We start from the raw sequence: 12,919 nt of genomic DNA on the forward strand, positions 1-12,919 counted from the left end.
TCGTCCCCATCCCCGTTCACGTCGGCAGGAACGCCAACGCGATCCCCGAGGCAGTGCTCGCCACCGCTGCCCCGAGCAGACTCATCAATACACCGTGCGAGGCGTCGTTCATCGCCAGATCGCTGCGGAACGCGATCCAGAGGCGGCCCGCGGACACGATCATCCATGCCAGACACACCAGCAGTACGAACCAGAGCAGCCAGTTCAGCAGCTGCATCAGCGGTTGCAGCACTTCGGCGGGCATCTGCTTGTAGGCAAGCAGTTCCGCCGCCGACATTCGCACGGTAGCCATCGCGTACATCAGGTTCCGATGACGGCGTTCATGATGGTGCCCGCGCTCGTCGCGACGACGCCGCCGATCATGGCCCCCGCCACCATTTTCGGCGATTCGAGCCCACCACCGGTCCATTTCTCCCACGCGAATTTGCCACCCGCGTAAGTGATTCCGCAAATACCGGAGAGCAACACGAACCAGGTGAGGTAGCGGACCAGCTGCAGGATCTTCTCCGAGCCGGGAGGCGCCTCCGGTGTCGGGTTACCGACCTGAGCGAGCACAGTGCCGTACGTGTCCTGCACGGCAAGGAGAATCATGCTCATCGGCTGCCTTTCTTGGTTGTGGTGATCAACGCTGGTCCTCCTCGAAAGATGCACCGTTGTCCAGGTTTTCGCGCACGACCGCAACAATATCGGCCCCGAGCTCCCGGATCTCGAGCGGAACTTCCTCGAGCGGGTCGATCCTCTTCTTCTTCTGCGGTATCTCATCGCCCGGGGTCCAGATGGGCAGGGACTCCGGTTCGACGAGGGTCCATTCCTCGTACCACGGGACCTGCCAGACCTGACCGGCCAGGGAGCCGACCACGTCGCGATAGCGGCGGATTTCGGCTGGCATGCGGCCGGGGCGGGCCGCTACCGTGATCAGTCCGAGGACCTCGCTGGAACCGGCGAAACCCGAATGATGTTGGCGCAGTAGATCGTGTGCGCGTGCAAGTCCGGCTATGGTCTCGCGGGCCACCAGGACGACGAAGGGCGATTCGCGGTCGAAGACGCCCGGCCAGCGGCGGCCCGAATCCGCCGCGGGCGCAAGCACACGCGCGAGGCTACTGGCTCCGGCACCGCCGTGCACACCTAGCAGCCACCACAGCGGCGCCCGGCCGACACCGGGTACGGGACGGTCCCAAATGGGCGCGCGACGGGACTCCGGCGGTGCGATCACACCGGCCTGGGCGGCTTCGGACTGGCGACGAAGTTTCATGGCGGCCGTCATGATGCCACTCCGGCGAGCAGCCGCCCATAGGCCCGGCGCGTCTGCGAAGCCAGCGATGCGTGGCGAACGAGTTCCCCGCGCGCCAGATGCGGATCGTAGGGAATCTCCATGATGTCACGGACCCAGCCCGAAAGATGTTCGCGCAAATGGTCGGCAACATGGGAATCGGTGCCGGGAAGTTGGTGCGAGACAACGATTGTGGTATCGCCGACGATGCCGCCGCCCTGCCCCTCGGCCGAATCGCCGAACTGGTCGTCGAGCCATTCCAGCGTCACCCGCAGTCGATTCGCGGCATCGGCACGCGCCGGAATGGCAAGAACCAGAGCGACATCAGCGTCATCGAGCAGCGGCCGCAGTTGCCGTCCGGCAATCGGGTTGCCACCGTCGTAGACCGCAGTGTACCCAGCGTCATAGATCGCGCGCGCGACTGTGAGATATGTGGCACGTCGACGCAACGGCGCGGCGTCGCGCCACAGCAGGCCGATGCCCGAGCTCGCCAGCGACAGACACTCCTTCAATGGCGCCGGTTCGTCGTTGCCGCGCCCGTACAACCACGATTGCAGGCTGATCGGATGCAGGTGCTCATCCGCCCCGCGCAGCGCCAGATCGCTGCCCGCCGCCGTGGCGTCCACCGCCACCGTCGAGGTGCCCGTCGTGCCGAGTTCACCGGCCAAGCCCAATGCCGTGGTCGTGGTCCCCGCACCACCACAGCCGCCGACCACCAGAATCGAACGCTGCTTCGGTTCGGCGGATTCACTGTCTCCGCCCTTACGCCGCAGACGCACCACCGGAGCCTTCGAAGGCGCGGGCCGGTCCGACGAATCGCCCTCATCGGGCGCCTCGTCGAGCCAGCGGCTCCAGTCGTCTCCCATCGCTATCAGCTCTCCCTAATCATCCGGCCGCGACGCCCGAGATGAGCGTGCGACCGTCGACCACCACCGTGGTGACGGTCTGCTTGTTGTACGTGGCGGGCGCGCCGCCGGGTCGGTACTCGGTGACCTCGACCGAATACCGGTCATCGGTGATCGTCTGGATCCGCACACAGTGCGTGGTGCCCAGCGGAATAGTGTCGATGCCGTGCTGGATCACCGCGGCCGAGGAGATATTCGAATCCGGTGCCACCACCGCCCGGACTCGCTCGCCGGAGCGTTCCACGTAGTAGGCGTATTGGAACGCCAGGATCGCCTCCGGTCCCGAATCGGTGCCGCCGGGTTCGGCACTGCGCACGATGCGGTCACCGCGTTCGGTCGGACAGTCGGCGATACCACGGGATTGGACACTGCCCGCGGTGAATTGCATCGAGGGCACGACCGGGGCGGCGCCGCGATCACCGGACGAACGCAGGAGGTACAACGCGCCGGCGGCGGCCGCGGCCAACAGCAGCACCGCAACGACGAGTACCACGAGCACCCGGGCACGGCGTGCGGCCGGATGATCGCGCGCCTCCTGGCGCAGGGCGCGCGTCACGCGCGTCGACTCTCCGCGCGGAGCGTCGTCGTTGTCATGGTCGTCCTCCGGCCACGGGAACTGTACAAGTTCGCCATCGCGCGGACCGATGTAGTCGTCGTCGGGGCCGGGGGCCCGCCCGGCCACCCAGTCCGACCACCCACCGGTGAATTCGCTGCGATTGGAGGCAAGATCGGCAGGCACTTCGTTGCGCGCGCGCACCTCGTCGGGATCCTCTTCGCGGATGTAGTGCGGAAACCGGGGCGCACCGTCCTCGTCACCGGGCTCGCGCAATCCCGGCTCGTCGGGATGCGCGGCAGCCACCCCCGTCTCCGGCTCCAGCGCGCCGTACCAGCGCGACAGCTGTTTGTACGACTTCAACATTCCCCCATTCCCGCAGAGCAAGGCACATGCATATCGGACCCTCTCTGCGATCAGTTCGTGGAGAACGGGTAGGTGTTGTTTACGGTGCCGGGTACTACGGTGGGCGGAGTCGACGTCGCGCCGCCGGATGAGGCGCCATCGGCTCCTGTCCCGAACGGAAATTGTCCCGTACCGGACGAATTCGGCGTAGTCGACGCGCCGGAAGTTTCTCCGAAGAATCCGGTGGTCGATTTTGTGCTGCCACCGATAGGCACAGCGCGGCTGCCGAATTTGTCGGCCAGATCATGCGCCGCCGCGGCGAACCAGTCCGCGACGAATCGAGTGGGCGCATCACCGGTCGCGGTGACCGCCGCGGTGCTATAGGCGCCGTGGCGCTGCACGGTATCCCAATACCGTACCCAGGTTGTCACATTGAGCAGTTCGCTGTTATCGGTGATGTTCTGGACAACCGCGTCGAAGGCCTGAGTAACCAATCGGGCACCGGTTGTCGGCGGCACCAACTGTGGAATCGCGCCGAGCAATTTCGTGCCGAACAACAGGATTCCGGAGATCGGATCGGTTAGCCCCGCGGTCGCCAGTTGGCTGATATTGGCCGCATTGATGACCGACTTGACCACAGCGGAGACCGCATTCAGTCCGATCGTGCCGACTTTGAACAATGCCTGAAGTGCTGCGGGAATATTCAACGGCGTGCGCGGATCGGCAGCATCGGCCAGGCGTTGCGAAATCGACTTCTGCGGTGAAATCGACAAATTCGCGAGGGAGTTGCCCTGGACGTCCTCGTTGACGACTTTGGCGGCGGTCTTGATCGACGTGTACGCCAGCGCCTGGGAAATCGAAACCAATGACGTGATCGGATCGCCGCCACTCAACTTGGACTGTCCCGCAATAGACGCGACTGCCTTCAGGATTGGCGCGCCCTCCGGCGCATCGCACGCGAGATCGCCTGCGGCACAGAAGCTCGCGACACGCCCGGTGAGCGCGGCGAAATTGGGGACCTTATCGCGTTCCGGCCCGATACCACCGCCGCTCGCGGGCTCCTGCGGCAGTGCCGCGACGGATGCGATCCGGTCCCCCGCCGTGCCAGGCGCGGGATCCGGTGTCGCCTTGCCCGGCGAGCCGGGAAATAGCGGCGCACCGGGATTGCGGGTCGGATCGGCGAACAGGGCGACCGCGGCGACCTTCTCGGGCGGGATCACGCCGTGGCCCTGACCGACCTCCTGGGCGAACATCGAAGCCACATGGGCGCCTTGCGAATAGCCGACGATCGCCAACCGGGTCTCGGTGCAGCGGGCGGTGACATCCTGGGCCATCGAGCGCAGCCGGAGCAGCCCGCCGATCACCGACTCCGCATAGGACACCGTGCCACCGGCGGTCGCGCCGCCGAAGCCGGATTCGTATGGGACATAGGCGCGGTCGACCAGACCGGGATCGGCCTCAGCCAGCATCGGCATGAAGACCGTGGAAAGCATGCCGGTATCGGTGGTCGGCGCGGCATCCGGTGACGATTCGCCTGTGCCCTGAATTCCCAAGGCGTACAGTGCCGGACACGTACCAATGGCGAGGTTCGTCGTCGGTCCCGCGGAATCGGAGGGTTCGGCTACGGCGGTCCCTGCGGTCGCCACAGCAACGGCGAATGCGATCAGCATTCCCGAGATCCGCGCCGTGTAGCTCATCATAGCGATCCGCAATCAATTCGTGTTGCCGCACATAACCTCAACGCCATGAAACCCAATAGACCGTAACAGATTCCGACTCTTGCTGCGGCTTCGGCGAAAAGTTTGCGGGAACCGCCGAATGGCGCATGGCAGTTCACGGCGTGCCATCCTGGATTGTCCAACAAGTTTCCGACGACGGAAATCGCCCCGCAACCTGTGGGCGACCCTTCGATGCTTCGAAACATCAACCTGGACTTCGCATTCCGGCGATCGCTACGCGAGGGCAGGCAGCCGCAACTTTCCATGCGGGTACGCCAGCTATGTCCAGCGAGATTGACGGGTGTCTCAGGTGGCCGAGGTCACCCGGTAGACGTCGTAGACGCCCTCCACATTGCGCACCACATTCAGCAAGTGGCCGAGGTGTTTCGGATCGCCCATCTCGAAGGTGAACTTGCTGATCGCGACCCGGTCACCGTGCGTGGCGACCGAGGCGGACAGGATGTTCACCTTCTCGTCGGCGAGCACCTTGGTCACATCCGAGAGCAGCCGGGTGCGGTCCAGGGCTTCGATCTGGATCGCGACCAGGAAGACCGAGGACGGCGAGGGCGCCCACTCCACGTCGATGATGCGCTCGGCCTGTTCGCGCAGTGAACCGGCGTTGGTGCAGTCGGTGCGGTGCACGCTCACCGCGCCGCCACGGGTCACGAAGCCCATGATCTCGTCACCGGGGACCGGCGTACAGCACTTGGCGAGCTTGGCCACCGTGCCCGAGGCACCGGGGATCAGCACCCCCGCGTCTCCGGTCACGCGCTGACGGCTCGGCGTCGTCGAGGGGGTGGAGCGCTCGGCGAGTTCGTTCTCGACATCACCGATGCCGCCGAGTTGCGCCATCAACCGCTGCACGACGTGATGCGCGGACACCTGATGCTCGCCCACCGCGGTGTAGAGGGTGGAGATGTCGGTGTAGTGCAGTTCGTGCGCGACGGCGGTCATCGCGTCCACGCTCATCAACCGCTGCAGCGGCAGCCCGACGCGGCGGACTTCCTTGGAGATCTGCTCCTTACCGCTTTCCAAGGCCTCCTCACGGCGTTCCTTGGCGAACCACTGCCGGATCTTCGCCTTGGCGCGCGGGGAGACCACGAAGTTCTGCCAGTCGCGGCTGGGCCCCGCGTTCTGCGCCTTCGAGGTGAATACCTCGACGACCTCGCCGTTTTCGAGCTGACGTTCCAGGGCGACCAGGCGGCCGTTGACTCGCGCACCGATGCAGCGGTGCCCGACCTCGGTGTGCACGGCGTACGCGAAATCGACCGGAGTCGACTTCTGCGGCAATGTGATCACATCACCCTTCGGGGTGAACACGAAGATCTCCGGCGACTTCAGGTCGAAGCGCAGCGACTCCAGGAATTCGGCCGGATCGGCGGCCTCTCGCTGCCAGTCGAGCAACTGTCGCATCCACGCCATATCGTCGACTTCGGTGGAGTCGTTGGAATGCTTGCCGCGCGTCTCCTTGTAGCGCCAGTGTGCGGCGATACCGAATTCGGCCGTGCGATGCATGTCTTGGGTGCGGATCTGCACTTCCAGCGGCTTACCGTCGGGGCCGACGACCGTGGTGTGTAAGGACTGGTAGACGCCGTAGCGCGGCTGGGCGATGTAGTCCTTGAACCGGCCCGCCATCGGCTGCCACAGCGAATGCACGACACCGACGGCCGCATAGCAGTCGCGCACCTCGTCGCACAGGATGCGGATGCCGACCAGGTCATGGATGTCGTCGAAGTCCTTACCCTTGACGATCATCTTCTGGTAGATCGACCAGTAGTGCTTGGGGCGGCCCTCGACGATCGCGTTGATCCGCGACGCCGCAAGGGTATTCACGATCTCCGCGCGCACCCGCGCCAGGTAGGTATCGCGCGAGGGCGCGCGATCGGCGACCAGGCGCACGATCTCGTCGTACTTCTTCGGGTGCAGAATCGCGAACGCGAGGTCCTCGAGCTCCCATTTGACCGTGGCCATACCCAGGCGGTGTGCCAGCGGCGCGATCACCTCGAGGGTTTCCTTGGCCTTCTTGGCCTGCTTCTCCGGCGGCAGGAAGCGCATGGTGCGCATGTTGTGCAGGCGGTCGGCCACCTTGATCACCAGCACGCGCGGGTCGCGCGCCATGGCGATGATCATCTTGCGGATGGTCTCGGCCTCGGCGGCCGCGCCCAGGTTGACCTTGTCGAGTTTGGTGACGCCGTCGACCAGATGCGCGACCTCGGCGCCGAAGTCCTCGGTCAGCTGCTCGAGCGAGTAGCCGGTGTCCTCCACGGTGTCGTGCAGTAGTGCCGCGACCAGTGTGGTGGTGTCCATGCCCAGTTCGGCAAGGATGTTGGCGACCGCGAGCGGGTGGGTGATGTAGGGGTCACCGGACTTGCGGAACTGGTGGGCGTGGCGCTCGTCGGCGACGTCGAAGGCGCGCTGCAACAGCGTGAGATTGGCCTTCGGATAGAGCTCGCGGTGCACACTGGCCAGCGGCTCCAACACCGGTTTGACCGCCGCGATACCGCGCTGGCCGGTCATGCGCCGGGCCAGCCGGGCGCGCACCCGCCGCGAGGCGGAGGTCGGGACCGCGGCCGTGGTCCCGGGCTGACGCGCGGCTGCGGCATTGCCGCTCACCTGGGGTTTCGACGTAGTCGCAGCGGGGCCGGCCGCACCATTCGACTGCGGAGCGCCTGCCGATTGCTCGACATTCGCCTCGCCCAGATGCTGAGTCATGCCACCACCTCTCCACGCCGCGATCGGACCACAGTATCCGACCGCTGCAACCGCCCAGACCACAACTTTAGTCCGCGCGCAGGTCACCTGCCCGTTGCGAGGTTGCCGAGTCGGAAATGGCCCGGTTGTGCGGGTGAATTGCGGCGCTGGCGATCGTATGCTGCGACAACGAGCGAAGTGCGCGGGAGGTGCCCCTATCGGCTGGTGACGGGTTCGACGGGCTGGCGGATGCGCGATTTTCCGTCGAAATCCGGGTCGAGCGGGGCGTGGAAGATATCCAGCACAGTGGGGGTGATGTCGACCAGGGAGAAGCTGGAACTGGTCACGCCCGCGAGGAAGTCGGGGCCGCGGGCGATGACGAAACTGCTTGTCTCGTCGGGGGTTTGACCGCCGTGGCCGCCCTTGGGCCGATGGCCGTGGTCGGTGGTGACCAGGATGGTCCAGCGTTCGGCGGGGTTGGCGCGGGTGCGCGCGTCCACGGCGGCGACTATGCGGCCGACGAGTGCATCGATGCGCGTGATGGCCGCGCGGTATTCGCCGGACGCGCCGCCGTGCTGGTGACCGGCCCGGTCGACCTGGTCGAGGTGGGTGAACAGGAAGTCCGGGCCGTACTTGGTGATGGCGGTGACCACGCTGTCGGTGGTGGCAGCGTCGGTGGCGCTTTCGTTGTCGTCATCGGGCACGAGTGGGGTGGAGATGACGACGTCGGCGCGCGGATCGCCGCTGGCCGTCATGATGGCGATCTGATCCCAGGTGGCGATGGACTGGGTTTTGAGGGTCGGATCGTGACGTTCGAGTCGGGTGAAGACCGTTGGATATTTCGCGAACGGGGTGGCGTCGAAATTATTGTCGGTGATGCCGTGTTTACTGCCCCACACGCCGGTGAGCACGGTGGCCCAGGAGGGGCCGGAGATGGAGATATGCGGGGCGATGGACCGGCGGCCGAGGGTGCCTTCGGCGCTGAGCCGCAACAGGTTCGGCGCCCGCACCTCCTCGATCTTGCGATACATCGTGCCGTCGAGTCCGATGAGTACGACCTTGTCGCCTCGGATGGCGGCCTGTGCGCGGCCGGTGGCGAGGACGGTCGAAACGGCCGCGGCGGCAACGGCGCCGGACAACAGTTGCCTGCGTGCGAGGGGCGTGGTGGCTACGGTTCGCGCGCTCATATCCCGAACGATCCAGTACTACAGCGTCTTTCGGTAGCGCACCGAGTCACTGTTCATGGACGCTTCATCGGTCTCGCCATCACCGGTCGCCTTGCTGAACAACCATTGAACTGGCGATAGCGCATAGCTATTCATACTGTTCACTGGCATGTATCGGCGAGGTGAACAGTAGAAACCGGTTGACACGCCTTCCGGCATGTGGCTGGCTGGCCGCCATGTCCCCTGCCGCACCTGTCCGGATCGCCGCCGTCGCGGATCTGCATATGCGCGACGCCGTCGCGGGACGTTTCCGCCCGGACTTCCTGCGCCTGGATGCCGATGTGCTCTTGCTGGGCGGCGATCTCACCGAGGGCGGAAGTCCGCACGCGACGGATCTGCTGTGCGCTGAGATCGCGGGACTCGCGATCCCGGTGGTCGCGGTGCTCGGCAATCACGATCACGACCGGCGACTCGGATACCGCATCGCGGCAATGCTCACCGCACTCGGTGCGCATGTGCTCGATGGCGATGCGATCACCCTCGAGCTGCGCGGGCGACAGCTCGGAATCGCCGGTGTGATGGGTGGTAGCGGTGGGTTTCCCGACTACCCGGGCACACCCGATGAAGGCAGCGCCGAGCACCGGGCCAGGATGCGACGCGGGCCATTGGACGCACTTCGGCTGCGTCAGGCGCTGGAATCGCTGGAGTGCGAAACACGCATCGCCCTGATGCATTTCGCGCCGATCATCGACACACTGGTGGGTGAGCCGCCGAAGATCTACCCGGGGCTCGGCTGTCACGACCTGGGTGCGGCCGTGGACGCGGGCGGCGCGGCACTGGCAATTCACGGACATGCGCACGGAGGCACGGAATTCGGACGCACCGCGGGCGGGGTGCCGGTGCGGAATGTGTCCTATCCGGTACTCGGACGCACGTATGCGGTTTATGAGGTGTAGCGCTATGCGTCGGGGGTGAAGGCCCAGACGGCGGCGGGGCGCCCGGTGGCTTTGACGCGGCGGCGTTCGGTGGTGCGTGCCAGTCCGGGGATCGCGGCCAGGGTGCGGTTCAGGTTCGCCGGGTCGGGGCGGGCGCCGAGGACGGAGGAGCTGAGTTCCACCGCGCGGGTCGCCGGGAATTCGTCGCCGGTCAGTGCTCTGGTGAAAGCCATATCCTTCCAGAGCAGACGGGCCAGCAGGTCGCGTGCGGCATAGACGATGCGGTTGTGGTCGAAGGCCAATTCGGGTACCGCATCGAACGAAACCCATTGCGCGGGGCCCTCATGCGGCCCGACCACCGCCCACATGGCAATGGACAGCGTCGGCCCGCGCGGGTCGCGATTCGGTTCGTCGAAGGTCACCAACTGACCGGCCGCCCCGATCGCCGCCTCCGGCACGCCCAGCTTGGTATGCACCGCCCGCCGCGCCGCCGCGACCAACCGCTCCCCTCGCCCGAGCAGCACGCCCGGCAACGCCAGATGCCCGGTGAACGGCTCCATCTCTCGCGGTGCGATACCCACGCTCACCTCGGCATCGTCGGCCCAGAACCGCAATGCCACCACATCAACCGAAACCACGGATTGCTCCACGCGACCCCATCCTGCCGCACTCCGGCCAGCTCGCAGCGAGTGGCACACTATCGAGCCGCCGTATCGAGGTTTCCGCAAGCGAGTGCCACTCGATGCGCCATGACTCGGCGCGGACGCGAGAGCGAACGCCAGTCGCCGAGTGCCTTGCCGCGGCGTGAGCGCGAGAATGCGCGCCGGTCACCCGTTGCCGTGTCGGCCGAGCCAGCTCCATAGTGCTAGGCGGCCGCGACAACTCGGGTCTGGAGTCGGTCGCGACGGTCCGGGCCGTTGGCGGTCAGGACAACCGGGGTGCCGAGTTCGCGCTCCAGCCACGGCACTGGGTCGGCTGGCACTGCTGTCAGGATCGGGTCGGCCGTGGTCAGTAGGGCAGTGAGGTCGCGCTGGTGGTCGAGGTCTTGCCAGCGGCCTGGTCCGAGGCGGTCGATTGCCCCGCGCGCGGTCTCGTATCCCGTTGCGGCGTAGCCGGTTCCGGATGCGTCGAGGTGGGTGAGGGCGAGCCCGTCGATGCCGCCGGAGACCTCGATGGCGTAGCGGAGCAGGACGGAGTCGAGGCGGCCTCGACGGAAGTGGCCCTGATAGGAGCCGGTGGCGTTGTGGGGTTCGGGGATGCTCATAGTGGGGTCTTCGGTGGGGAAGGGACCGGCGCCATGGCGGGTCATGTAGGTGCGCGTGACGCCGAGTGTGAAAGCGGTGGCGTCGATTTCGGCGAGTAGGGCACGGGCGTTGCGCGGTTCGACGGTGGACCAGGTGGTGTGTGGATGGAAGCCGCGCCATTCGTCGAGGAGAACACCCTGTGCCCCTTCGAAAATCAGGCGGCCGCGTTGCGCGAAGCGGGTGAGTTCGGCGCCGTCGACTATGCGAACGGCGGCGGCGAATTCACGGTACATATCGACCAGATCGCGGATCGCTTCGTAGCGGTGGGCACTGGGCGCGATCAGCGGTCCGTAGTGTGCCGCCATTGCCTGCAGCTTGGCGTACAGGATGTCGGGGTGCAGGCAATCCGAGACGGTCGGTGCGTCGTATTCTAATGCGTAACTGGCGGTTTCGCCGATGCCACGGCCGCAGGAACCGTGTCGCGAGGAACCCCGCGTGTCCTCTCGGGCACGGTTGGCAGCGATATGGATCGGTGTCGTGAGCAGTGCGCGACCGTCGATCCGCAACAGCGACAGCGGATCCGGCACACCGAGTGCGGCCAGCTGCCGCGATTCACCGGCCAGCGCGATCGGCTCGACCAGCATGTGCCGCGAAAGCAGCGTGAGCACCCCGGAAAAAGTTCCGGACCCGAACTGCGCGAAGGTGTGATGGCGACCGTCTGCGATCACATTGTGCGCCGCCTGCGCACCGCCGTTGAATCGCACGACCGCCGATACGTCCAGCCCTGCCTCCGGCGAGCACAGCCAATCGACGGTCGCCCCCTTGCCCGCATCCCCGAATCCGAGATCGAGCACGATGATGTGCGACTGAATCACCCTTTCGCCCTTACCTTTCCAATGATTCATCCGAGAGCGCAGACAGTCCGCCCCGGTGGCTACGCAGCACGGTTCGGCCTTGCGCACCGCCATCCGCGTGCCACTGCGGCGTCGGTCACCGTCCTCAACGCTGCAGATCAGCAGCATGCCCGCGCGGTAGCCGTCCGGAGACGAACTCCGCATCGGAGCCGCAGCACTCCAACACTTGCCGGATTCAGCTGCGCCCCCGTGACAGGGCGCGAATGCTCGGTCCCGCTTTGACGCCAAGCGCCTTTCCGACCGAATCGGCCTCGGCCATCGACCCCACATCACGCAGATCCGCGAGTCCGGCGTGCACGTCGATGCGGTCTTCCTCCAGTCCGATCGTGAGCGCGATGAGCTCACAGACCGCGGCGGGATCGTCGAGTTTCATGAAGTTCTGGCCGAGCAATCCCCGCCAGTGCTCGGCGATCTCGGGATCGTCGAAGTAGCTCGACTGGTTCGGCAAGATGTAGTACACATGCCAGCGCTGGGCCAGTTCCCGATAGATCGATGCGACCTCGATATCGGTGCGCACGTGATCGCCGATGACGGCGCGGATGTGCCGTCCCGCCAGTTTCGCCTTGTTCAGCTCGTCACCGATGATGAAGAGGTAGCCGCGCTTACCGCGCTGCTCCCATGCGTCGGTCTCGACATGGGTGGCCATGAAATACGCTGCTAATTCATAGCTTTCGGATTTCTGTCCGCCGCCACCACCCTCCAGCAGGATATTGCGCAACTGCTCGTCCATCCGGTTGTCGGATTCGAACTGCCCCACCTGCAGTGGTACGCGGTCGGAGTCGGCATCGCCGATGGCGCCGAACATGATCTGCGGATCCTGCGCGTAGCCCTTGCGCCGCAGCAGCCCGTGCAACTTGCCGAGCTTGTCCTGCATGATCCGCGGCACGCGCCCCATCGATCCGGTGACGTCGAACAGCACCGCGATCGGTAGCGAGTTGCCGTGCTCGGCCGAATCCCGACACTCGCGCACGGTGACGCCGAGCGGTTCGAGCGCGGGATGCGCTCGCCAATCCGCGTACGGCTGCCCCTGCATCTCGGCGGTGTATCCGAAGTCTGCCAGACCTCGACTGGCACGGAAGGTCTTGGCCGCGCGGTAGGCGGTGTCGTCCCAGTGTCCGTATCCCATGTCATCACTTCCTCTCCAGCTCCGTTTTAGTGTAGAAGACTAAAACTTAGAT

The 12,919-nt window shown here is 65.8% G+C and carries 12 protein-coding genes; 1 reads left to right on the plus strand and 11 read right to left on the minus strand.

The window, feature by feature from the left end; genetic code table 11:
* Positions 1–16: 16 nt before the first annotated feature.
* The 8 genes from ACQP2U_RS26720 to ACQP2U_RS26755 form a co-directional block, all read right to left on the minus strand.
* A complete protein-coding gene (locus tag ACQP2U_RS26720; protein ID WP_245567243.1) occupies positions 17–292 on the minus strand; it encodes a hypothetical protein in 276 nt (91 codons plus the stop codon).
* Positions 293–300: 8 nt separating this feature from the next.
* The gene (locus ACQP2U_RS26725; RefSeq protein ID WP_040692318.1) at positions 301–597 is read right to left on the minus strand and encodes a hypothetical protein; all 297 of its coding nucleotides are present in this window, start codon (positions 595–597) and stop codon (positions 301–303) included.
* A gap of 25 nt (positions 598–622) precedes the next feature.
* Complete coding sequence (locus ACQP2U_RS26730) at positions 623–1,264, minus strand: hypothetical protein (RefSeq protein WP_397028664.1); 642 nt, start codon at positions 1,262–1,264, stop codon at positions 623–625.
* Positions 1,261–2,136 carry a MinD/ParA family ATP-binding protein gene (locus ACQP2U_RS26735; protein WP_433709990.1) on the minus strand — a complete coding sequence of 292 codons (876 nt, stop codon included), beginning with the start codon at positions 2,134–2,136 and terminating at the stop codon, positions 1,261–1,263. The genes ACQP2U_RS26730 and ACQP2U_RS26735 overlap by 4 nt, the downstream gene beginning before the upstream one ends.
* A 19-nt stretch (positions 2,137–2,155) precedes the next feature.
* Complete coding sequence (locus tag ACQP2U_RS26740) at positions 2,156–3,094, minus strand: hypothetical protein (protein ID WP_433709991.1); 939 nt, start codon at positions 3,092–3,094, stop codon at positions 2,156–2,158.
* Positions 3,095–3,144: 50 nt separating this feature from the next.
* Positions 3,145–4,773 (minus strand): cutinase family protein, encoded by a 1,629-nt coding sequence (locus tag ACQP2U_RS26745; protein WP_433709992.1) that lies wholly within the window; start codon positions 4,771–4,773, stop codon positions 3,145–3,147.
* A 324-nt stretch (positions 4,774–5,097) separates the two neighbouring features.
* Positions 5,098–7,503 (minus strand): RelA/SpoT family protein, encoded by a 2,406-nt coding sequence (locus ACQP2U_RS26750; RefSeq protein ID WP_433709993.1) that lies wholly within the window; start codon positions 7,501–7,503, stop codon positions 5,098–5,100.
* Between the two features lie 194 nt (positions 7,504–7,697).
* A complete protein-coding gene (locus ACQP2U_RS26755) occupies positions 7,698–8,669 on the minus strand; it encodes an alkaline phosphatase family protein (protein WP_433709994.1) in 972 nt (323 codons plus the stop codon).
* Positions 8,670–8,848: 179 nt separating this feature from the next.
* Here ACQP2U_RS26755 and ACQP2U_RS26760 point away from each other — a divergent pair, with 179 nt between their 5' ends.
* Positions 8,849–9,604, plus strand: a complete 756-nt coding sequence (locus ACQP2U_RS26760; RefSeq protein ID WP_433709995.1) for a metallophosphoesterase family protein — start codon at positions 8,849–8,851, stop codon at positions 9,602–9,604.
* Positions 9,605–9,606: 2 nt separating this feature from the next.
* Here ACQP2U_RS26760 and ACQP2U_RS26765 read toward each other — a convergent pair whose 3' ends face one another.
* The 3 genes from ACQP2U_RS26765 to ACQP2U_RS26775 all read right to left on the minus strand — a co-directional run bounded on the left by ACQP2U_RS26765 (position 9,607) and on the right by ACQP2U_RS26775 (position 12,867).
* Entirely contained in the window at positions 9,607–10,233 is a 627-nt protein-coding gene (locus tag ACQP2U_RS26765) for an NUDIX hydrolase (protein WP_433709996.1), read from the minus strand.
* 215 nt (positions 10,234–10,448) lie between these two features.
* Positions 10,449–11,732, minus strand: a complete 1,284-nt coding sequence (locus ACQP2U_RS26770) for an adenylosuccinate synthetase (RefSeq protein WP_433716593.1) — start codon at positions 11,730–11,732, stop codon at positions 10,449–10,451.
* A gap of 184 nt (positions 11,733–11,916) precedes the next feature.
* On the minus strand, positions 11,917–12,867 hold the full coding sequence (locus tag ACQP2U_RS26775; RefSeq protein WP_433709997.1) for a hypothetical protein: 951 nt from the start codon (positions 12,865–12,867) through the stop codon (positions 11,917–11,919).
* Between the last annotated feature and the right edge of the window lie 52 nt (positions 12,868–12,919).

The organism is Nocardia sp. CA-084685, from assembly GCF_050955785.1.
GTDB lineage: Bacteria > Actinomycetota > Actinomycetes > Mycobacteriales > Mycobacteriaceae > Nocardia.

What these genes read in the sequence shown, in the direction of transcription:
- ACQP2U_RS26720 (WP_245567243.1), bottom strand. Translation starts at nt 292, where the DNA reads ATGGCTACCGTGCGAATGTCGGCGGCGGAACTGCTTGCCTACAAGCAG.
- ACQP2U_RS26725 (WP_040692318.1), bottom strand. Translation starts at nt 597, where the DNA reads ATGAGCATGATTCTCCTTGCCGTGCAGGACACGTACGGCACTGTGCTC.
- ACQP2U_RS26730 (WP_397028664.1), bottom strand. Translation starts at nt 1,264, where the DNA reads ATGACGGCCGCCATGAAACTTCGTCGCCAGTCCGAAGCCGCCCAGGCC.
- ACQP2U_RS26735 (WP_433709990.1), bottom strand. Translation starts at nt 2,136, where the DNA reads ATGGGAGACGACTGGAGCCGCTGGCTCGACGAGGCGCCCGATGAGGGC.
- ACQP2U_RS26740 (WP_433709991.1), bottom strand. Translation starts at nt 3,094, where the DNA reads ATGTTGAAGTCGTACAAACAGCTGTCGCGCTGGTACGGCGCGCTGGAG.
- ACQP2U_RS26745 (WP_433709992.1), bottom strand. Translation starts at nt 4,773, where the DNA reads ATGATGAGCTACACGGCGCGGATCTCGGGAATGCTGATCGCATTCGCC.
- ACQP2U_RS26750 (WP_433709993.1), bottom strand. Translation starts at nt 7,503, where the DNA reads ATGACTCAGCATCTGGGCGAGGCGAATGTCGAGCAATCGGCAGGCGCT.
- ACQP2U_RS26755 (WP_433709994.1), bottom strand. Translation starts at nt 8,669, where the DNA reads ATGAGCGCGCGAACCGTAGCCACCACGCCCCTCGCACGCAGGCAACTG.
- ACQP2U_RS26770 (WP_433716593.1), bottom strand. Translation starts at nt 11,732, where the DNA reads ATGAATCATTGGAAAGGTAAGGGCGAAAGGGTGATTCAGTCGCACATC.
- ACQP2U_RS26775 (WP_433709997.1), bottom strand. Translation starts at nt 12,867, where the DNA reads ATGGGATACGGACACTGGGACGACACCGCCTACCGCGCGGCCAAGACC.